Here is a 22,043-nt window from a genome sequence, read left to right on the forward strand (position 1 = left end):
TGCTAAAACTCGAACTGATAGAGCAAATCAAGTGCCTGATCTACGCCAGACACTGCTTCCAGATATAGCTTAGGCATCAGACGATAACGTAGCGTGAGTGTCGCTAAGGAGTCAAATATACCCACACCATATTTCACCTGCAGACCTGGCAGTACGTATCCGCTGACAACCACCTGAGATGAATCACCCACCCCTTGTGTGTCCAGTGCCAGATTGCTTACGCCAAATGTCTCCCCGATTTTACCCACAACCTGACCACTTTGTGCAACCCCCAGACCAATAAGCATTGAAGTCATTGCCGCGCTATCGCTCTGTTCGCTATCCAGTCCTTGTCCGCGTAGCAGGTAGGAAAGCGCCATTTGCTGCGACATCGCCGGGTCGGAGAAGATCTCCGCCTTCGGTTCATCGGCGGTGCCCGTGACGCGAACCCCAGCGATCACGTCGTCTTCGGTGGCTTCCGGGTTACGAATTGCTTCGATGTTGAGTAACGGTTGATCCGGCGGACCGGAGAACAACAGCTCGCCCTTACGCACAATCAGATCCTGACCATAGGCATGGAAACGCCCGCTCGGAATATTAATTTGTCCGTTCAGCCCCAGCCCCTGCTTATCCTGCACCACTTTCAGATCGCCCGTCAGACGCGCTTTTAGACCAAAGGCGTCAATACGCACGTTGTTACCGACGTGGATGTTCAGATTGCTGTTGATCGGAATACCTGCTGTCTGCGGTTTCTCCGGTTGCAGATTGTTGTTAAGCATGACCATATCGCTGGAAACCCCTACCGCGCTCTCCGGCAGGTCGTGTACCACGATACGCGCCCACGGCACATCCACGTTGCCATCGAGGGTAAACAGGCTCGGCGTGGCTTCAAAGACCACGTCCGGCGATACGTCCAGGCGGACCATCGGCGGCACGGTAATACGAACCCTGCTGCCTTTAGCCGCAACGCGCGCCCGCCAGTTGTCTATCTGACTCCAGTCGGCATCGCCGCTCAGGTTAATTTCGCCCTGCTGCGTACGCACCACGCCCGCCAGCGTTGAGCGTGTTCCGGTGAAGTTAACGGCTAACTGGCTTGGCTGCATGTCAAACGGCATAAAGTTGCCGTCGATATCCAGACCGCTCAGCTGCAGCTGTCCGAGCAGCTGCGGGCTTTGCACATCACCGCCCAGACGTAGGTTGGCGTTGATCACCCCAGCCGCTTTTTCACCGCGCGAGAAAATGGGGTTCACCATCGCCAGATTGAAGTTGCGGATGTTGACGTTGCCGCCGAGACTGCGGCGTCCTTGCGGATCCGTCACCTGCACCTGGCCGTCAAACTGCCCGTTGTTGGTCAGGCGAATCAGCCAGCCCAGCTCGGCACGGTTATTGTGCAGGTCGGCGGTCAGATTCAGCGTTTCAAACGCCACAGGGAGCGGCGCATCGTTCACGCTTTGCGTGACCTTCACGTTACGTCCGCTCAGCGTAACCTGCCCCTGCGGCAGCCCCTCTTTGGTGGTGTCCCAGCTCACATCTGCTTTGCCAGTGAAAACGCCGCTGGCCTGGGTTGTATCCGGCATAAACGGTTTTAGCATCGCCAGGTCAAAGCGGTTAAGGTTCACCACCGCGCGTCCTTGTGCACCGGCATCAATGGTTTGCGGTACGCACAGTTCCGCATTCGGGTTGTTCCAGCAGTGCGGCCCAATGCTGATTTTCTGTTCCTGATTGCGATAATCCAGCGCGACAGGGCGGTTAAGGGACCACGGTCCGACCGGCGTCTGGAAGCGGGTATCGCTTAACGCACCTTTCCAGCGCTGCTCTTGGCGATCAAAGCTACCTGCCAGGGAGAGCTGCCCGGAGACCGGTTCCCCCTGAATGCGCAACTGCAGCTCATGCTGCTTTTCGCTACCTTTGGCATTGAGCGTCATCAGGCCAATATTCACGTCAGGCTGTACAATCCGCTCTACGCGAACGTTGAGATTACCAGCGATTTGCTCTGCCGATTTCACGTCGCCTTCGACGCGCACCTGAGCGACGGACAGCTCCTGCCAGCGCAGCCCCCGGGCGGTGATATCCGCCAGCAGCTGTGGCGCTTCAACCGTACCGCGAACTTTTACCAGCCCTTTCGCCGTACCGCCCAGTCCCGGCAGCGCGTTATCCAGGCTCGGGGCATCAATCGTCGCGTCGAGATTGAGGTCTTTGACCCCCAGTTCCCCTTTCACATCGGCGCTGTTGCGTCCCAGTTCCAGATGCAGGCCCGGGATCGTCCACTGCAGGTAGCTGTTACCCTTCAGCGAGCCGTGCACATTAACCTTGTTCTGCTTCACGTTGCCGGTCAGCTTCAGCTCGGGCACCTCCATCTGCCAGCTTCCGCCGTACAGACTGCCGCGAGTTTTCACAAGGCCATTCAGTTTTGATGGCCACTCCGGGATCGCTTTCGCCGTGTTGATGCCATCCAGCGTTAGCTCCCCGCGCCAGCTGATCGCCTGCTGCCAGTCCACCAGCGCTTTCAGCTCAGTTTTCCCTTCCAGCGCCGCAACGCTGAGTTTGTCGAGATTGATCTGCTGTTCGTTGCCTTTGGCGTCCAGCGTGATGGTAGCCGGAGGAATATCCTGACCTTTCACAGCGGTACGCATCGACAGCGTATAGTCGGTCATCTTACCGGTCAGTTTGAGCTTGATGTCATCAGCCTGGAACTGCTTGTCGCCGGTAAACGGCCAGTAAACCTGCTTACTCACCACCTCAAGGTTGAGCGGCAATCCGGCTTCCGCCAGACGCGCCTGCGCCCGCAGGTCCATATCCACCGGACCAGACAGATTTACGCCGACTTCCAGCTGTTCACGCAGCGCTCCGCCGACCTTCAGCTTCACCTTTTCGCCTTTTAACGGGTCCACGTTGAGCGTGCTGTTTAACGTAATATCGACCGGCCACGTGTCGGTCAGTTGCGCCGTGCCGCTGGCTTTTACCGTCCCCTGATTCGAGTCGATATCCAGTGCATCGAGTTTCATGTTGCCGTCAATGCTGCTCACTTTCAGCAGCATGTTATGTACCGTTAAATCCGTATCCCCGGTCACGCGCAACTGCTCGCCGCGAAACGCTTCAATGTTGAGATTGAGCGGCAGATGGATATCGGTCATTTCCGGCAGCACCGGCTTTGAGAACAGATCTTTTAGCGTTTCGCCGAGCGGTTTTTCATCCGGTTGCGGATTTTGAATCTTTGGTTCGACAACCTCTTCCTGCGCCACTTCCGCCACTTTAGGCAGGGCAATCAGCAGCCCCTGTAATGACGTTGGCTTCAGGGTTAGCGTTTTTTCTTGCCAGTTCAGGCCGGAGGTAAATTCCAGCACCGAAACCGTGGTGTCATCGATTTTGATATTGATGTTGTTCAGCGCCACGCGCGAAAGCGTGATTGGGTAAGGTGTGGAAAGGTTAAGCGGACCGCTCTCTTCCTCTTCAACCGGCGCTGATGGCGGCATCTTTTTGCTGTCGATCGCCACGTTGATATTTTTCAGCGACAGATCGTTGACGCACAGGCTGCTGTCCCACAGGCAGTTAAGCCCCACGGCCAGATGCACTTCGCCAGCATTCACCGCCACGCCAGGTTGGTCATAACGAATATTTTTGAGCGATAAATCCCGCCAGCCGCCGGTGACCTGACCAATCTCCAGCCCCGGAACCCAACGATTCGCCGCTTTGAAGATCAGATGCAGGCCCGAAGTGGTGCCGACGAGGAACGCCACCGTGCCTAACAACAGCAGGATAAAAATCAGCACGCCGAGGCTTATCTTCTTCCATAAACTCATAATTCAGGCCCCAGACCGATGTAAAACTGTAAACCATGTTCATCTTTGTCGCCCACAGGGACAGCAAAGTCGAGCTTGATGGGTCCCACTGGCGATTGCCAGCGTACGCCGACCCCGGCACCGGTTTTGAAATCGCTTCTGCGGATATCGCTGACCGCTTCGCCGCTATCGACAAACATCGCGCCCCACCATTTTCCGGTCACGTTGTACTGATATTCCAGCGAGCCGGTCGCCAGCTTCGAGGCCCCTTTCAGCTTGCCGTCGCTGCCTTCAGGCGAAATAGATTTGTATTTGTAGCCGCGAATGCTGCGATCGCCCCCGGCGAAGAAACGCAGATCCGGCGGTACTTTGTCGAAGTCCCCGGTTTCGATCCAGCCGAGGTTGCCGCGCATTACAAAGCGATGACGATCGTACAGCGTGCGGATCCAGACGTTTTGCGCCTGGAAGACGGAGAAATCAACGTCTGAACCCCAGGCCGTGTTGGAGTAATCGATGGAATAACGTTGGGAGTCGCCCCAGACTGGCATCAGACCGCCGCGCGAGCGCGTCCGACTGATCATCACGCCCGGATAGAGCAGCATGGTGGTGTTAGTGACGTTACCCTGGGTAAAGTGGTCGAGGCTCCAGCGCAGGTTAATCGCGCGCTGCCAGCCGCTGGAGAGATCCCAGTAGCGGGAAACCGCAAGCGTAGTGGAGTCCTGCTCGGTATCGTTTAAATCGGTACGCTTAAAGCCCCCCTGCACCAGGTAATACTGCTCCAGCGGGTTCTTTAATAGCGGCATTTTATAACTGAAATCAAGAACCTGCTCTGGCGCAGAGATGCTGGCGCTGGTGGTCAGGCTGTGGCCATAGGAGTTCATCCACGGCTTTTTCCACGAGGTCTTCACCCGTGGACCGACGTCAGTTGAGTAACCGACCCCGGTTTCGATGGTATTTTCAGTTCGCGGCGACACCACGCCTTTCAGCGGCAGCACTTTGGTTTCACGGGCTTTATCAAATTCCGGTGCGACGACCACGGAATTAAACCATCCGGTCGCCGACAGACGACGGTTCAGTTCGCCCAGATCTTTCGACTCGTACTCTTCACCCTCTTTAAAGGGCACCAAATTTTGCAGGTACTCATCGCGAATTTGCGAGCCTTCAAAAGTGACATGGCCAAAGCGATAGCGTTCACCGCTGTTGTAATCGATATCCCAGAATGCCTGGCGGCGTTCGAGCGCTATCCCAAGCTGGCTTTTATTAAATTCACTGTCGAAATAGCCTTTGCGCAGCGCTACGCTGGTGAGTGATTTTTTGAAGTTATCATAGTCCCCCTGATTCAGCACGGTGCCGATTGCCGGTCGCGTTTTCAGCAGATCCAGGTAATCTTTATCCGTACGTGCGCCACCGCGCAGAATCACTTCGGTGCCGCCAATCAGCACCGGCTCACCAGGGGTCACTTTGGCAATCAACACCTGGCGTCCTTTCGCCGGCGGCGGACGCAGCTCAAAATCAATGGTGGGCTCAAAGTAGCCCAGCGCTTTTAGCCCTTCGCGGATGGCATCATCAACGCGCGCACGAAAGCGTCGGTCTGGAGTGACTTCATCACTTTGAATCGTGGATAGCTGCGCACGGACGTTTTTCTCCAGCGGTCCTGATAATCCCTCGACCTGTAAGCGAACATTCGCTGCGGCGGCGGAGCCACTTAAGCACAGTAATCCCACCCAACATAACTGACGGATATGTGGCACATTTTCTCCTGAATATCCTTTTTTCCCACCCCTGGAAAAAAATACTATGCCGTTCCTCGGCTTAACAAAAAATCAACAATAAGAGTTGAAAAACAGACGACAACCCAAATATTTCTTATGTTTAACTCTAGACGTATTCACGCCGTTTATTGTGGGCAAAGACGCGTCTCGTTACAACCTTAACCCAAATGACTGATTTCGGGAGAACGGCCATGAGTTTATTTGATAGAAAGCATCTTGTTACTCAAGCAGATGCCCTACCTGGACGCAACACCCCGATGCCAGTGGCAACGCTGCATGCGGTTAACCAACATTCGATGACCAACGTGCCCGACGGTATGGAGATAGCCTTTTTCGCCATGGGATGTTTCTGGGGCGTTGAACGTTTATTCTGGTCATTACCCGGGGTATACAGCACGGCGGCTGGATATACCGGCGGCTACACCCCTAACCCAACCTATCGGGAAGTGTGTTCCGGCGATACCGGACACGCCGAAGCGGTACGCGTCGTCTATGATCCGCATGTTATCAGCTACGAGCAACTGCTGCAGGTGTTCTGGGAAAATCACGACCCGGCGCAGGGCATGCGTCAGGGAAACGACCAGGGGACGCAGTATCGCTCCGCCATTTACCCGTTAACGCCGGAGCAAACCGTCGCGGCACGGGCAAGCCTTGAGCGTTTTCAGGCAGCAATGACCGCCGCTGGCGACGAGCGCACCATTACAACGGAAATCACTACCGCAACCCCGTTTTACTATGCCGAGGACGACCACCAGCAGTATCTGCATAAAAATCCTTATGGGTACTGTGGCATTGGCGGGATTGGCGTTTGTCTACCGCCACAAGGATAATCGCCACCCTCTGGCGGCTTTACAGTACCTTACGCTATACTAGCTCCTGAAATTGCCGGTCCACTCCCTTCGGACCGGTTTTCAATGTGTATTTCACACGGATTTATCAATTTATCCCTTCCGAGGATCTGGCCTTAACGGTCGGATAAGATATGTTAAACAGTATTTTAGTCATTCTCTGCCTGATCGCCGTGAGTGCGTTTTTCTCGATATCCGAGATCTCGCTTGCTGCATCACGCAAAATAAAACTTAAACTGCTTGCCGATGAAGGCAACGTAAACGCACAACGTGTTTTGAAGATGCAGGAAAACCCCGGCATGTTTTTTACCGTCGTGCAAATTGGACTTAACGCGGTCGCTATTCTCGGTGGTATTGTCGGTGATGCGGCATTCTCCCCGGCGTTTTACAGCCTTTTCTCGAAGTACTTCACTCCAGAGCTGTCCGAACAGTTAAGCTTTATTCTGTCGTTCTCGCTGGTTACTGGCCTGTTCATCCTGTTCGCGGATTTAACTCCGAAACGCATCGGTATGATTGCGCCAGAAGCTGTGGCTTTGCGTATCATCAACCCGATGCGCTTCTGCCTGCTCGTCTTCCGCCCGCTGGTGTGGTTCTTTAACGGTCTGGCAAATAACATCTTCCGTCTGTTTAAGATCCCGATGGTGCGTAAAGACGACATCACCTCGGACGATATTTACGCCGTGGTCGAAGCGGGTGCGTTAGCAGGGGTTCTGCGTAAGCAGGAACATGAGCTGATTGAAAATGTGTTCGAACTGGAATCCCGTACCGTACCGTCTTCCATGACCTCGCGCGAGAATATTATCTGGTTCGATCTCCACGAAGATGAGCAAAGCCTGAAGAACAAGGTGGCGGAACACCCACACTCCAAATTCCTGGTGTGTAACGAAGATATCGACCACATCATTGGCTATGTCGATTCAAAGGATCTCCTCAACCGCGTACTGGCGAACCAAAGCATGGCGCTGAACAGTGGCGTACAGATCCGCAATACGCTGATTGTGCCGGATACGCTGACGCTCTCTGAAGCGCTGGAAAGCTTCAAAACCGCAGGCGAAGACTTTGCCGTCATCATGAACGAGTACGCACTGGTGGTGGGGATTATCACGCTCAACGACGTTATGACTACGCTGATGGGCGATTTAGTCGGTCAGGGTCTGGAAGAGCAGATCGTGGCGCGCGATGAAAACTCATGGTTAGTCGATGGCGGTACGCCGATTGATGACGTTATGCGCGTCCTGGATATCGATGAGTTCCCGCAGTCCGGCAACTATGAAACCATCGGCGGCTTTATGATGTTCATGCTGCGTAAAATCCCGAAACGCACCGACTCGGTGAAGTATTCAGGCTACAAATTTGAAGTGGTGGATATCGATAACTACAAGATCGATCAGCTGCTGGTGACGCGTCTGGACAGTAAACCTACCGTACTGGTACCGAAACTGCCGGATGCAAAAGAAGAGGTAAAGGCGTCTTAACGTCCTGCAGAAACATCAACGGCTCCCATTCAGGAGCCGTTTTTTTAACTACCGCATAGCACTTTGATCAAGCCATCTCAGTTTGCAGACGCAAGACCTGACGGTTAACTTCGGACATCACGGAAAAATGCAGTTTGTCCTTCACTTTTGGGATAAGAATCTTACCCTTATCAAATTCAAAAGCGCCTACATCCTTGATATATAACCGTCCACGAAACAGGATCTTCACGTACTTCGCCACCTGCAGCGGGTTGTATCGTTGGAAAATTTTCATTGTTGTCTCCTGCTGAGCATTACGCCTTTGCGGTACCACAATCGGTCCGACAATCCTCAGGCGCAAATTTTAATGCCCTATGACTATAGACTATCTCGCTCATGTTTCCAGCGTGTATAAGTTTATTTACCTTCAGGTTACAAATATTCAGAATTATCTTTTCAACGCTTCGCTGTCTTCAGTATAAGCCTTCATTTTTCGCAGGATTTGTGCGCCCGTCCGCAAACTGGCATCGCGCTTGCGGGAAAAAGCATCAATCGCACATATGATTAAATTCCAGACCCAAGTGGTCGGATCACCTGCAAAATAAAGAAAGAAGGAAAACCTATGACCTTACAAAAACTGCTGGCGCTGTCGTGCCTGCTGCTGCCGATGATTGCCTGTGCGCATTCGTTTGAGACTAACCAGCGCGTACCGCCGGTGGGGATCGCCGATCGTGGCGAACTGATTCTCGATAACGATAAGTTTAGCTACAAAAGCTGGAATAGCGCGCAGCTGCCAGGGAAAGTGCGAATTGTGCAACACATTGCCGGACGCACCTCCGCCAAAGAGAAAAATGCTACGCTGATCGAGGCAATCAAAGCGGCCAACCTGCCGCACGACAAATACCAGACCACCACGATCGTCAACACCGATGACGCTATTCCTGGCTCCGGTATGTTTGTGCGCAGCAGTCTGGAGAGCAATAAGAAGCTCTACCCGTGGTCACAATTTATTGTCGACAGCAATGGCATTGCGCGTAAAGCCTGGCAACTGGATGAAGAGAGCTCCGCTATCGCCGTACTTGATAAGGACGGACGCGTTCAGTGGGCAAAAGATGGTGCGTTGACGCAGGAAGAGGTGCAGCAGGTTATTGCCCTGCTGCACAAATTACTCAGTAAATAGCAACGCGGAAGCCGGGGTTGAGGAATGATTCACGTGGGGTGTAATCCAGAGATTTCCCCTGCCAGTCGTGAACGTGCGCCCCGGCTGCAGCAGCAACAGCGTGGCCAGCGGCGGTGTCCCATACGTTAGTTGGCCCAAAACGTGGGTACAGCTGCGCCTGCCCTTCCGCCACCAGGCAGAACTTCAGCGATGAGCCAATCGACGTGGTCTGGTGCTCACCCAACTGTTGCAGATACTCTTTTAACTCATTGTCAGCATGCGAGCGGCTAATCACCACCAACGGCGGGCGCGCGTCACGAACATGGATTTGTTTGCGCACGCCGCACTCTTCTTTCCACGCTTTACCTTCTGCCGCGCTGTACATCACTTTCATCACCGGCGCGTAAACCACGCCCAGTACCGGCTTTCCTTGCTCGATAAGCGCAATATTGACGGTGAATTCACCGTTACGCTTAATGAACTCTTTGGTACCGTCCAGCGGGTCTACCAGCCAGTAGCGCTGCCAGTGCTGGCGAACATCCCAGCCAGGAGGCGCTTCTTCAGACAGGACCGGAATATCCGGCGTCAGCGCCAGTAATCCTTCGAGGATCACCGTATGCGCGGCGATATCCGCCGCCGTGACCGGAGAATCGTCCTGCTTGCTGGTAATCTCCATCGGTTTGATTCCATCGTAGACCTGCATAATGGCATCGCCCGCATTCCGTGCAAGCTGGCATACATGTTCTAACATTCTCCACCTCGTTTCTGTCGTGGTGTTAACTCGTTGTTTTACTTATACCCGATCGCCAAAGGATCCGCCAACTGTGATAGCGTCTGCGGTTTTAAACGCTATATTCATGTCATGATTCACAGTTCTGTAAGCAAGAAGATTTATATACATTTTCTTTTGTGGCTTAGATCTTAAAAGGATGCCCCTGATGATTAAGTTTAGTGCAACGTTTCTGGCCACGCTGATTGCAGCCAGCGTCAATGCCGCGACCGTCGATCTGCGTATAATGGAAACCACTGATTTACATAGCAATATGATGGATTTCGATTATTACAAAGATACGCCGACTGAAAAATTTGGCCTGGTTCGTACGGCAAGCCTGATCAACGCAGCACGTGGTGAAGTCAAAAACAGCGTGCTGGTTGATAACGGTGATCTGATTCAGGGCAGCCCGCTCGGGGATTATATGGCGGCCAAGGGGCTGAAAGCGGGCGAAACGCATCCGGTATATAAGGCACTGAATACGCTGGATTACGCCGTGGGTAACCTTGGCAACCATGAATTTAACTACGGTCTTGAGTATCTGCACAACGCGCTAGCCGGGGCGAAGTTCCCTTACGTTAACGCCAATATCATCGACGTTAAGACCAAAAAGCCGCTGTTTACTCCTTATCTGATCAAAGAGACTGAGGTTGTCGATCAGGAAGGAAACAAGCAGACGCTGAAAATTGGCTATATTGGGTTTGTGCCGCCACAGATCATGACCTGGGATAAAGCCAACCTCAGCGGCAAAGTGACGGTGAATGACATTACGGAAACCGCACGTAAATACGTGCCGGAAATGCGAGCCAAAGGTGCCGATGTCGTGGTGGTGGTTGCTCACTCCGGGCTTTCTGCCGACCCATACCAGGCGATGGCGGAAAACTCCGTTTACTACCTCAGTGAAGTTCCGGGCGTGGATGCCATTATGTTTGGTCACGCTCACGCCGTTTTCCCGGGGAAAGACTTTGCCAACATCAAAGGCGCAGATATCACAACAGGCACGCTCAATGGCGTTCCTGCGGTGATGCCGGGCATGTGGGGCGATCACCTGGGCGTGGTGGATTTAGTGCTGAAGAACGACAGCGGTAAATGGCAGGTTACGCAGGGGAAAGCGCAGGCGCGCCCGATTTATGACGCCGCGGCCAAAAAATCACTGGCTGGCGAAGACCAAAAAATCGTTGAGATCCTAAAAGCCGATCACGATGCCACGCGTGAATTTGTCAGCAAACCAATCGGTAAATCTGCCGACAACATGTACAGCTATCTGGCGCTGGTTCAGGACGACCCGACCGTGCAGGTGGTGAATAATGCGCAGAAAGCCTATGTGGAACATTTTATCCAGGGCGATCCGGACCTGGCGAAACTACCGGTACTTTCCGCCGCTGCACCGTTTAAAGTCGGTGGACGCAAGAACGATCCGGCCAGCTTTGTCGAAGTCGAAAAAGGTCAGCTTACCTTCCGTAACGCCGCTGATTTGTATCTCTATCCCAATACCCTGGTCGTGGTGAAAGCCAGCGGTAAAGAGGTGAAAGAGTGGCTGGAATGTTCCGCCGGGCAGTTTAATCAGATTGATATCCACAGCAGCAAACCACAGTCGTTAATTAACTGGGATGGCTTCCGTACCTATAACTTCGACGTGATTGACGGCGTGAATTATCAGATTGATGTTTCACAACCCGCTCGCTATGACGGTGAATGCCAGACGATTAACCCGCAAGCGGAGCGTATTAAAAATCTGACCTTTAACGGCAAACCGATCGATCCGAACGCAACCTTCCTCGTCGCGACCAACAACTACCGCGCCTACGGCGGTAAGTTTGCCGGGACCGGCGACAGCCACATCGCGTTTGCATCACCAGATGAAAACCGCTCGGTGCTGGCAGCATGGATAGGTTCCCAGACAAAGAGCGCAGGCGAAATTCATCCAGCGGCAGATAACAACTGGCGTCTGGCGCCGATTCACAGCGAGACACAACTGGATATTCGCTTTGAAACATCACCGTCTGATAAAGCCGCTACGTTTATCAAAGAGAAAGGCCAGTATCCACTGAAGAAAGTCGCTACCGATGACATCGGCTTCGCCATTTATCAGTTGGATTTGAGTAAGTAAGACCACGCCGGGTGGCACTGCGCCATCCGGCAAGTCCGACCGGGTCGTTTACGCTGATGCCGGGACGTCTACGTTCTTAACGGTATGATTTGCCAAAACCTGCGGCAAATTCACCTCTATCCAGTCCGCCAGCGCTGCGACTTTTTCGCTCACCTGCTCACCCAACGGTGTCAGGCTATACTCCACATGCGGCGGTACCACCGGATATGACACCCGATTGATAAACCCGTCCTGTTCTAACGCCTGCAGGGATTGCGCCAGCATTTTTTCACTGACGCCGCCCATCTTACGGCGCAAATCGCTGAAACGGTGCGTACCGTCGCGCAGCGCCACCAGAATCAATACACCCCAGCGGCTGGTGACGTGTTTTAACACCTCGCGGGAGGGACACTGCTCGGCAAACAAGTTGCCATCACGTAATTGCTGGGAGAGCGTCAAAGCTGTCATTTTCATACTAACCTTTTTGTACGTACTTACTAAAAGTAAGTTTAGGTGTTAATGTGATTAAACACAAGACCAATACCAAAGGAGTTATCCTATGATCGCGATTACTGGTGCCACTGGCCAACTGGGCCAACACGTTATTGAAACGCTACTGAAAACCGTTCCTGCCAGCCAGATTGTGGCTATTGTGCGTAATCCTGCTAAAGCGACGGCGCTTAGCCAGCAGGGCATTACCGTTCGTCAGGCGGATTACAGCGATGAAGCTGCCTTTACCACGGCCTTACAGGGGATAGACAAGTTACTGCTAATCTCCTCCAGCGAAGTGGGACAACGTGCCCCGCAGCATCGCAACGTGATTAACGCGGCGAAAGCGGCCCACGTGAAATTTATCGCCTACACCAGCCTGCTGCACGCCGATCGCTCCCCGCTGGGGCTGGCTGATGAGCATGTCGCAACCGAGAAGATGCTGGCTGAATCCGGTATCGCGTACGCGCTGCTGCGTAACGGTTGGTACACCGAAAACTATCTCGCCAGCGCACCAGCCGCGCTGGAACACGGCGTGTTTATTGGGGCGGCGGGAGAAGGCAAAATCGCCTCGGCGACCCGTGCCGACTATGCCGCTGCCGCTGCGCGCGTCATCAGTGAAGACGGTCATGCCGGTAAAATCTATGAACTGGCGGGCGACGCAGGCTGGACCCTGAGCCAGCTGGCGGCCGAACTGGCAAAACAGAGCGGTAAAAAAGTGGTGTATCAAAATCTGAGCGAAGCTGATTTTGCCGCCGCGCTGAAAGGTGTTGGTCTGCCTGCCGGACTGGCGGACATGCTGGCTGACTCAGACGTTGGTGCCTCTAAAGGTGGCCTCTTCGACGACAGCCATACGCTGAGCAAACTGATTGGTCGCCCAACCACGTCGCTGGCAGACAGCGTCAAAGGCATCGTGTAAGTGTTAAAAATTAGTTAATTGTGGTGGCATCCCCGCGCGTCCTCTCTGATAATGACATGATGATGCGTGGGGAGAGAAGACGTGCAAGGTGTACCTGAGCAGTTTATTGATGAGAAAGACAGCGCCCGCTTTCGCCATCTGGCACAGGTGCCGGGCGTTGAGCTGTATCATGCGCATATCTCGCGTTACGCCTTTGAACCCCACACCCATGAAGCGTTTGGTATTGGCGCGATAGAAGCCGGAGCCGAACGTTTTCGCTATCGCGGCACGCAGTACGTGGCCCCCGCCCATTCCGTCGTCACCATGAATCCCGATGAGCTACATACCGGCGAAGCGGAAACCGCCGACGGCTGGCGCTATCGGATGATCTATCTTGAGCCCGAGCTTCTGGAAGAAGTCACCGGGATCCGCCACTGGTGGTTTCATGACGTAACGCGTCACGATCCGCTACGCTCGCGCCAGATCTGCTCGCTGATCCATGGCCTGTGGAACACTGAGGATCCGCTGGCGCAAAAAGGGCTATTACTCGATCTGATCGACACGTTCCAGCCGCTGGCCCGCCATGCGCCGGTATTACCGGAGGGATCGCATCGCTTTGAGCGGGTACGCGAGTATTTGCACGATAATTATATGCACCCGGTCACGCTCGACGAACTGGCGCGGGTTGCAGCGCTGAGCCCCTGGCATTTTCAGCGCCAGTTTAAATCTCATTTCCACGTCACGCCGCACCAGATGCTGATGGCGATCCGCCTGTGGCGAGCCAAAGGTTTTCTCACTCACGGAATGCCCGCCGCGGAGGTCGCCGCCGCAACCGGCCTCACCGACCAGTCGCATCTCACCCGCGCGTTTACCCATCGCTACGGTATTACGCCGGTACGTTATCAGAAACAAGTCGTCCGGCGTTGAACAGCAATCTCATACAATACGGCTGCATTTTTCCTGCCTACACTCGACTTATTGTTAAGCGATGTGGATGTCAAAAATGATTAGCGGCGTGTTGTATGCCCTGCTGGCTGGGCTAATGTGGGGATTAATTTTTGTTGGGCCGCTGATCGTACCGGAATATCCGGCGGTATTGCAGTCGATGGGGCGCTATCTGGCGCTGGGGCTAATAGCGTTGCCGATTGCCTGGCTGGGGCGTGTGCGCTTGCGTCAGTTGACGCGTAAAGACTGGGTCACTGCGCTGGCGCTAACGATGATGGGTAATCTGATTTATTACGTTTGCCTGGCAAGCGCCATCCAGCGCACTGGCGCGCCGGTTTCAACGATGATTATTGGTACATTGCCGGTTGTGATCCCGGTCTTCGCTAACCTGCTCTACAGCCAGCGCGACGGCAAATTATCATGGTGGCGTCTGTCGCCTGCGCTGGTGCTGATTGGTATCGGTCTGCTGTGCGTGAATATCTCGGAGCTGAATCAAGGCTTACCCGACTTTAGCGGCTGGCGTTATGGTTCTGGAATCGCGCTGGCGCTGATCTCGGTAGTGTGTTGGGCGTGGTATGCGCTGCGTAATGCCCGCTGGCTGCTCGAGAATCCAGATAAGCACCCGATGATGTGGGCGACGGCCCAGGCACTGGTAACGTTGCCTGTTTCTCTGCTCGGTTATATTGCAGCCTGCCTGTGGCTGAATGGGCAAACGCCGGACTTTGCCCTGCCCTTCGGCCCGCGTCCGGGCGTGTTTATCGGCCTGATGATAGCGATTGCGGTATTGTGTTCGTGGGTTGGCGCACTGTGCTGGAACGTCGCTAGCCAAAAATTGCCGACGGTGATCCTCGGCCCGCTGATTGTCTTCGAAACGCTGGCTGGCCTGGTGTACACCTTTATCCTGCGCCAGGAATTCCCGCCGCTGCTGACGGTAAGCGGCATTGCGCTGCTGATTGTTGGGGTGGTGATAGCCGTCAGAGCCAAACCACAGAAACCAAGCGTCGTCGTGGTTCCACAATCATAATGGCCCGGACGGCGCTGCGCTAATCCGACCTACAAGATATTATTTTGTAGGCCGGAGTAGACGTTAAACTTTAAACACCGCTACGGTCTGATTCAGTCGTGCTGCCTGCTCTTCGAGCGCGGCGGCGGCGGAAGCGGACTCCTCCACCAGCGAGGCGTTTTGCTGCGTCACGCGATCCATCTCGGCAACCGCCTGACCTACCTGATCGATACCCCGGCTCTGTTCATCAGAGGCCGAGGCTATCTCGCCCATGATGTCGGTCACACGGGTCACGGCGCTCACAATTTCCGCCATCGTTTCACCCGCTTCATGCACCAGCGCCGTACCGGCATTCACCCGATTCCCCGAGTCATCAATCAGCGCCTTAATCTCTTTCGCCGCCTGAGCGCTACGCTGTGCCAGTGTACGGACCTCGCCAGCGACCACGGCAAACCCGCGCCCCTGCTCGCCCGCACGCGCCGCTTCTACTGCCGCGTTCAGCGCCAGAATATTGGTCTGGAAGGCAATGCCGTCGATAACATTGGTAATTTGCGCGATTTTGCTGGAACTGGTGGCGATTTCATCCATCGTACGCACTACGCCATCAACCACGGTTCCGCCTTTCTGCGCCGTCTGTGAGGCATTTTTTGCCAGACTGGTCGCCTGACGCGCGTTATCCGCGTTCTGTTTCACGGTAGCGGTGAGTTGTTCCATGCTGGCAGCAGTCTCTTCCAGAGAGGCGGCCTGCTGCTCGGTACGTGAAGAGAGATCGTTACTGCCGGCGGCAATTTCACCTGCGCCGGTATAGATGGTGTCAGCCCCGTCACGCACCACGCTGACTGTGTTCGCCAGCGCCTGCTGCATGTCGCGAACGTTGACTGCCAGCAGCGCCATCTCATTGCTGCCATCGGCGTTGATGCTGTGCGTCAAATCACCCGCAGCAATGTGGCGAATATGCCCCATCACTTCGTGGAGAGGCTTGAGCAGCACTCGCTGCATCGCCAGCCAGCTGGCGATAATCACGGTGACGACAATCAGCATCACGGCGGACAGCAGCCAGATTATCTTCTGGTAATCACTCTCATTGTCCTGCACCCCGGCAGTGGCCAGCGCCGTTTGCGCGCTACGCCATTCCCGATAGACTTCCTGCATGGCCGTTTGCTTTTGCTCGGCATTCTGCTTGAACATCTCTTCCAGCTTACCTTCAGCCAGCAGCGCGTTCATTTTAGCCAGCGTCGCAGAATAGATGCCGTACTGCTCTTCCAGTCGATCGGCCAGATGTTCATCAAGCCCCGGCGTTTCCGGCAGGGCGTAGTATTTATCGTAATGCTCTTTCGATTCGGCCAACAGGCGATTTGCCGTGTTCACCAGTTCCTTCAACTGACCGCCGTTAATCTCGCTGGCCATCGTTCCCTGTAAACGCAACATGCCCCGGTTGAGCGTGACGCGAGCCTGGTTCAGGCTAATCCACGCATCGGTAAACTCGGCCACGTTCTGGCTGGAAAGCTGAGAGACGTTAAAGTTTTGCTTATCGTTATTGAGCGCGCCAATAAAGACGCCCGCGGAGATGAGCTGCATCGCGCCCAGGGCGAGTAACACGGTGATAAGTAGGGTTATCACTTTGATTCGTTTAAACATCTGTAGCCTTTTATTATGCAGGTATTGTCTGAGGTCTAACTATCGGCAGCGGCGTGCGCTTATTTAATCCTGTCGCGCGGCTTTTTTCGCCATCCCTCTCCTTTCTAATAAGATTCAGCACCTTAACGAAACAAGAAATTTTCGTGACATTCATCACAAAACACCCCACCCCGAAAGGGTTATATCCTTCTCCATAAGTTGCATTTAAAATACATCTTATATTATTGAGAATGAGGTAACGGCAATGTCTTATCGCGATCAACCTTTAGGTGAACTGGCGCTCTCTATTCCTCGCGCTTCAGCCCTGTTTCGTAAATACGATATGGATTACTGCTGCGGCGGTAAGCAAACGCTGGCACGCGCTGCTGCGCGTAAAGAGCTGGATTTAGACGTTATTGAGGCACAGCTCGCGCAGTTGGCTGAACAGCCGCTGGAGAAAGACTGGCGTACCGTGGCACTGGCTGAAATCATCGATCATATCATCGTGCGTTATCACGACAGACACCGCGAACAGCTGCCGGAACTGATTCTGCAGGCCACGAAAGTTGAACGCGTTCACGCAGATAAACCGAACGTACCACGCGGTCTGGCGAAAAACCTGACCATGCTGCATGAAGAGCTGTCCAGCCACATGATGAAAGAAGAGCAGATCCTGTTCCCGATGATCAAACAGGGCATGGGTAGCCAGGCGATGGGACCAATCAGCGTGATGGAAAGCGAACATGACGATGCCGGTGAACTGGTCGAAGTGATCAAACACATCACCCATAACGTGACGCCGCCGCCAGAAGCCTGCACCACCTGGAAAGCCATGTATAACGGCATTAACGAGATGATCGACGACTTGATGGAACACATCAGTCTGGAAAATAATGTGTTGTTCCCGCGAGCTCTCGCCGGGGAGTAAAGATATCGCCGGATAGCGCTAACGCGTATCCGGCCTACGGAATTCAGGCCCGGTAAGCATCGCGCTACCGGGCACTAAAATTAACGCATACCTGCCATACGTTTCTTACCGATAAACAACCAACCCAGACCCAGCGCGATGAACCACAGCGGCGTCACGATCAGCGCCTGGCGGGTATCATCTTCCAGCGTCAGCAGTACCAGTACGAAGACGAAGAACGCCATACATACCCAGCACATCAGCTTGCCTAGCGGCATCTTGTAGATTGATTTTTCATGCAGGTGCGGACGCTGCTTGCGGTACACCAGGTACGAGCAAAGAATGATGGTCCAGACGAACATGAACAGAATCGCCGACACGGTAGTGATCATGGTGAACGCGCCAATCACGCTCGGGTTCACGTAAAGCATCACCACGCCGCCCAGCAGACAGATACAGGAAAAGGTTAAACCTTTCGCCGGAACTGCGCGTTTAGACAGTTTGGCAAACGCTTTAGGCGCTACGCCTTCCTGTGCCAGGCCGAACAGCATACGGCTGGTAGAGAACACGCCACTGTTTGCGGAAGAGGCTGCTGAAGTCAGCACCACAAAGTTGATCAGGCTCGCCGCGGCAGGCAGACCGACCAGCACAAACAGTTCAACGAATGGGCTCTTGGTTGGCACTACCGAGCTCCACGGTGTTACGGACATAATCACGATCAGCGCAAAAACGTAGAACATGATGATACGGATCGGAATCGAGTTAATGGCGCGCGGCAGAGATTTCTCTGGGTCCTTGGTTTCTGCAGCGGTCGTTCCCACCAGCTCAATACCCACAAACGCGAACACGGCTATCTGGAAGCCAGCAAAGAAGCCGCTCAGACCTTTCGGGAACCAGCCACCATCATTCCACAGATGCGTGAACGATGCCTGAACGCCGGTTGGCGACTGGAAGTGCGTCAGCACCATCACCAGACCAACGACAATCAGGCCGATGATGGCGACGATTTTGATCATCGCAAACCAGAACTCCATCTCACCGAACATTTTTACAGTGGCAAGGTTGAGGCTCAGCAGCAGCACGATCACCGCCAGCGAGGCGACCCAGTCTGAAAGTTCGGGGAACCAGAATTGCGCATACGCCGTAATGGCGACAACGTCTGCCATCCCGGTAACAACCCAGCAGAACCAGTAAGTCCAGCCGGTAAAATACCCGGCCCATGGCCCGAGCAGATCAGAGGCGAAATCACTAAAAGATTTGTACTCCAGATTCGAGAGCAGCAATTCACCCATTGCACGCATCACGAAAAACAGCATAAAACCGATAATCATATACACAAAGATGATCGACGGTCCGGCGAGGCTGATGGTTTTACCAGAGCCCATAAACAGGCCGGTACCAATAGCACCACCAATGGCAATAAGTTGAATATGACGGTTTGTGAGATTGCGCCGTAGCGACTGTTCAGACGAAGCCTCTTCAGCGGCGTCGACTTTTACCTGATCTACCATGTTTTTTCTTCCTGTACCTGTCTGTGTTGTTCAGGCTCTACGGCCTTTAGTGTGTCTATGATACGACGTTCCTGATTATCAGGACTCATCGATATTAGGTAAGAATTGGCGGGATGAATACTAAGATTTAGATATAATGTTAATTTAATGTTTAAAGTGAGTGTCATATCACTCTGATAGCGCGAATCAGCTCACAAAAATACACGCTAACGAGGCATTTGCAAAATAAAATATCGACAACCACGTAACTATAGCTTTTCACGCTATTTTTTTGTTCCCCCCGGCCTCGGAGGGAACAGAAGTCACTGCTTACAGGATCTCAAGCAGCTCAACGTCGAACACCAGCGTGCTGAACGGAGGAATGGACGCGCCAGCGCCACGCTCGCCGTAAGCCAGTTCCTGAGGAATAGTCAGTTCCCATTTGGAACCTACCGGCATCAGGGTCAGCGCTTCAATCCAGCCTGGGATCACGCCGTTAACCGGGAATTCAGCCGGTTCGCCGCGTGCGACAGAGCTGTCAAACACGGTACCGTCGATCAGTTTACCGGTGTAGTGCACGCGAACGCGGTCAGTACGCGCTGGAATAGCACCTTCGCCCTGAGTCAGAACACGGAACTGCAAACCAGATTCAGTGCTGTTCACACCGTCTTTCTCACGGTTTTCTTCCAGATATTTGACGCCATCAGCCGCCATAGCCTGGAAACGCTCGCGACGAACTGCATCAGCGCGTTCGTGGATTTCACGCAGTGCGCGATGCACAACATCAACCGGCACTGCCGGGTGCTTACCTTCCAGCGCGTCAGCGATACCCGCTACCAGCGCTTCAGGCAACAGTCCTTCCAGTCCGGATTCACTCAGCTGTTGTCCTACCTGCAAACCAATGCCGTAGCTTGCTTGCGCTTCGATAGTGTCAAAAGTCGGGTTAGCCATCATATTTCCTTTCATCGGATGTAAAGTAGCGGGCAGCATATCAGCCATGCCGCATCCGGTAAAACTTTGTCTCGGGAACAGATGACAAATCGCGAGGAAACATAAACAATAGGAATACCCCGCGTTGACGTCACGAAAGCGGGTAATATGACGAACATCATAGCATTAGCCATCTATACTCTATGATCGAGGAACGAGACGCGGAGCAGGAGGAAAGCCATGCCCGGGCGCTTTGAATTAAAACCAACCCTGGCGAAAATCTGGCATGCACCGGACAATTTTCGCATTATGGATCCGCTACCGCCTATGCACCGACGCGGCATTATAATTGCTGCTATCGTGCTGGTGATAGGCTTCCTGCTGCCCTCCAGTGACACCAGCGATGCCCCTGTGGTTACGCGTACTGCCCAGCTGGATTTACAGTCACAGTCGCAGCCACCGACCGAAGCTCAACTGCAGGCACAGTTGGTCGCCCCGCAAAACGATCCGGGCCAGGTCGCTCCGCTTGCCCCAGAGCCAATCCAGGAAGGAGAACCAGACGCACAGCCGCAGGCTCAGCAATCTCAGCCGCCGACGCAACCTTTCCAACAGGATAGTGGAATTCAGCAGCAGTGGCGCTCCTATCGCGTAGACTCGGGCAAAACGCTGGCGCAGGTATTCCGTGACCATAACCTCCCGCCAACCGATGTATACGCAATGGCGCAGGTTGAAGGTGCCGGAAAACCGCTGAGCAACCTGAAAGACGGCCAGATGGTACAAATCAGGCAGAATGCCAACGGCGTGGTAACGGGATTAACCATTGATACCGGTAATGGTCAGCAGGTACTGTTTACTCGACAACCTAACGGCAGTTTTATTCGCGCCCGTTAACCGGCACACCTGTAGACCTGATAAACACAGCGCATCAGACATCAAGGTGAAGCGTCAGCGCTTCACCTTGTTCACCCACCAGATCCCGGAACAGACTAGCACCAGCGCCAACGCATATTTCCATTCGAGAATGTTTTCGCCGAGGAATATCGCCGACAGAACCGCCCCCGAAACCGGGATCAGGAAGTTAAACGGCGCAATCATCCCCACGCGGTTATGCTTGAGCAGAATACTCCACAACGCAAAAGCGACCGAAGAGAGTAACGTCAGGTAGCCCAGAATCGCCACTGAAGACGCGCCGTGTACGGTCAGCGTGCCGCCAAAAGCGTAGCCGCCGATAACCAGCGCCAGACCGCCGACACCCAACTGATATCCTGTCATTACCGTCGGGTCTACCGTCTGAGAAATGCGTTTACCGTATAACGTGGCGGCAGAAAGAATAAAGGCCGCCATCACCACTGAACCGTCCCCTAACAGGCTGAAGTTAAAATCCAGTCCGCTGCTAAAGTTCACCACCATTACGCCGGTAAAACCCAGGATACAGCCCAGCACTTTGTTGTAGCTCAGCTTGTCGTTCTGATAGATAAAATGGGCCAGCAGCACGCTGAAGAAGGTGCCGGTCGCGTTCATGATCGACCCTTTCACCCCCGTCGTGAACGCCAGGCCAATATAGAAGAAGATGTATTGCAGCGAGGTTTGCGTCAGTCCCAACAGCGTGAGCTGACCGTACTGACGCGGGCTTAACCGGCCAATCGGTTTACGCTGCGCCACCGCCAGCAATAGCAGCAATAATCCAGCAAACAGGAAGCGATAGCCGGCAAAGACAATTTTTGAAGGAATGTCATCCGTGGCAATCTGGAAGATCTCATATCCGCTTTTGATCGCCGGATAGGCGCTCCCCCACAGCAGGCAGCAGAACGCTGCGCTCAGGTAGACAACATTTTTACGCGCAAACAGAGGTTGGTGCGTTGGTTCCATTCCATCACCATTTTAAAATAATGTTTTATTTTTATGATTATCC

Annotated in this window: 18 protein-coding genes; 9 read left to right on the forward strand and 9 right to left on the reverse strand. The window is 53.9% G+C overall.

The window, feature by feature from the left end; genetic code table 11:
- Positions 1-2: 2 nt before the first annotated feature.
- Positions 3-3,779 (reverse strand): autotransporter assembly complex protein TamB, encoded by a 3,777-nt coding sequence (tamB, locus tag HV311_RS22480; protein ID WP_191220493.1) that lies wholly within the window; start codon positions 3,777-3,779, stop codon positions 3-5.
- Complete coding sequence (gene tamA / locus HV311_RS22485; RefSeq protein WP_016155528.1) at positions 3,776-5,509, reverse strand: autotransporter assembly complex protein TamA; 1,734 nt, start codon at positions 5,507-5,509, stop codon at positions 3,776-3,778. Before tamA ends, tamB begins: the two co-directional genes overlap by 4 nt.
- A gap of 212 nt (positions 5,510-5,721) precedes the next feature.
- On the opposite strand from tamA, the gene msrA reads away from it, so the two are divergent.
- Positions 5,722-6,360 (forward strand): peptide-methionine (S)-S-oxide reductase MsrA, encoded by a 639-nt coding sequence (gene msrA, locus HV311_RS22490; RefSeq protein ID WP_016155527.1) that lies wholly within the window; start codon positions 5,722-5,724, stop codon positions 6,358-6,360.
- Between the two features lie 152 nt (positions 6,361-6,512).
- Positions 6,513-7,853 (forward strand): hemolysin family protein, encoded by a 1,341-nt coding sequence (locus tag HV311_RS22495; RefSeq protein ID WP_191220494.1) that lies wholly within the window; start codon positions 6,513-6,515, stop codon positions 7,851-7,853.
- A 67-nt stretch (positions 7,854-7,920) separates the two neighbouring features.
- Here HV311_RS22495 and HV311_RS22500 read toward each other — a convergent pair whose 3' ends face one another.
- Positions 7,921-8,127 (reverse strand): DUF1107 domain-containing protein, encoded by a 207-nt coding sequence (locus HV311_RS22500; protein WP_003025710.1) that lies wholly within the window; start codon positions 8,125-8,127, stop codon positions 7,921-7,923.
- A gap of 327 nt (positions 8,128-8,454) precedes the next feature.
- Between HV311_RS22500 and HV311_RS22505 the strand changes: the two genes are divergently transcribed.
- Entirely contained in the window at positions 8,455-9,012 is a 558-nt protein-coding gene (locus HV311_RS22505) for a YtfJ family protein (protein ID WP_016151446.1), read from the forward strand.
- Here HV311_RS22505 and cysQ read toward each other — a convergent pair.
- Positions 9,002-9,742 (reverse strand): 3'(2'),5'-bisphosphate nucleotidase CysQ, encoded by a 741-nt coding sequence (cysQ, locus tag HV311_RS22510; protein ID WP_016151445.1) that lies wholly within the window; start codon positions 9,740-9,742, stop codon positions 9,002-9,004. The genes HV311_RS22505 and cysQ overlap by 11 nt on opposite strands.
- 187 nt (positions 9,743-9,929) lie before the next feature.
- Between cysQ and cpdB the strand changes: the two genes are divergently transcribed.
- Entirely contained in the window at positions 9,930-11,873 is a 1,944-nt protein-coding gene (cpdB, locus tag HV311_RS22515; RefSeq protein ID WP_191220495.1) for a 2',3'-cyclic-nucleotide 2'-phosphodiesterase, read from the forward strand.
- A gap of 48 nt (positions 11,874-11,921) precedes the next feature.
- Here the strand turns inward: cpdB and HV311_RS22520 are convergent, their stop codons facing one another.
- Positions 11,922-12,320 carry a winged helix-turn-helix transcriptional regulator gene (locus tag HV311_RS22520; RefSeq protein ID WP_191221216.1) on the reverse strand — a complete coding sequence of 133 codons (399 nt, stop codon included), beginning with the start codon at positions 12,318-12,320 and terminating at the stop codon, positions 11,922-11,924.
- 91 nt (positions 12,321-12,411) lie between these two features.
- On the opposite strand from HV311_RS22520, the gene HV311_RS22525 reads away from it, so the two are divergent.
- From HV311_RS22525 to HV311_RS22535, 3 genes are all read left to right on the forward strand, one after another.
- A complete protein-coding gene (locus HV311_RS22525) occupies positions 12,412-13,260 on the forward strand; it encodes an SDR family oxidoreductase (RefSeq protein WP_046275833.1) in 849 nt (282 codons plus the stop codon).
- An 81-nt stretch (positions 13,261-13,341) separates the two neighbouring features.
- Positions 13,342-14,166 (forward strand): AraC family transcriptional regulator, encoded by an 825-nt coding sequence (locus HV311_RS22530; protein ID WP_094761019.1) that lies wholly within the window; start codon positions 13,342-13,344, stop codon positions 14,164-14,166.
- Positions 14,167-14,242: 76 nt separating this feature from the next.
- The gene (locus HV311_RS22535) at positions 14,243-15,208 is read left to right on the forward strand and encodes a DMT family transporter (protein ID WP_191221217.1); all 966 of its coding nucleotides are present in this window, start codon (positions 14,243-14,245) and stop codon (positions 15,206-15,208) included.
- A 63-nt stretch (positions 15,209-15,271) separates the two neighbouring features.
- On the opposite strand, the gene HV311_RS22540 is transcribed toward HV311_RS22535, so the two are convergent.
- Complete coding sequence (locus HV311_RS22540; protein ID WP_046275835.1) at positions 15,272-16,825, reverse strand: methyl-accepting chemotaxis protein; 1,554 nt, start codon at positions 16,823-16,825, stop codon at positions 15,272-15,274.
- 244 nt (positions 16,826-17,069) lie between these two features.
- On the opposite strand from HV311_RS22540, the gene ytfE reads away from it, so the two are divergent.
- Complete coding sequence (ytfE, locus tag HV311_RS22545) at positions 17,070-17,732, forward strand: iron-sulfur cluster repair protein YtfE (RefSeq protein WP_003025690.1); 663 nt, start codon at positions 17,070-17,072, stop codon at positions 17,730-17,732.
- An 80-nt stretch (positions 17,733-17,812) separates the two neighbouring features.
- Here the strand turns inward: ytfE and cycA are convergent, their stop codons facing one another.
- A complete protein-coding gene (gene cycA, locus HV311_RS22550; RefSeq protein WP_016151437.1) occupies positions 17,813-19,222 on the reverse strand; it encodes a D-serine/D-alanine/glycine transporter in 1,410 nt (469 codons plus the stop codon).
- A 309-nt stretch (positions 19,223-19,531) separates the two neighbouring features.
- On the reverse strand, positions 19,532-20,152 hold the full coding sequence (fklB, locus tag HV311_RS22555; protein WP_029139741.1) for an FKBP-type peptidyl-prolyl cis-trans isomerase: 621 nt from the start codon (positions 20,150-20,152) through the stop codon (positions 19,532-19,534).
- Between the two features lie 219 nt (positions 20,153-20,371).
- Here fklB and HV311_RS22560 point away from each other — a divergent pair, with 219 nt between their 5' ends.
- Positions 20,372-21,022, forward strand: a complete 651-nt coding sequence (locus tag HV311_RS22560) for a LysM-like peptidoglycan-binding domain-containing protein (protein ID WP_191220496.1) — start codon at positions 20,372-20,374, stop codon at positions 21,020-21,022.
- Positions 21,023-21,076: 54 nt separating this feature from the next.
- Here the strand turns inward: HV311_RS22560 and HV311_RS22565 are convergent, their stop codons facing one another.
- A complete protein-coding gene (locus HV311_RS22565) occupies positions 21,077-22,000 on the reverse strand; it encodes a DMT family transporter (RefSeq protein WP_016151434.1) in 924 nt (307 codons plus the stop codon).
- Positions 22,001-22,043 lie beyond the last annotated feature (43 nt).

It is taken from the genome of Citrobacter sp. RHBSTW-00881 (assembly GCF_013728515.1).
Lineage (GTDB): Bacteria > Pseudomonadota > Gammaproteobacteria > Enterobacterales > Enterobacteriaceae > Citrobacter > Citrobacter braakii.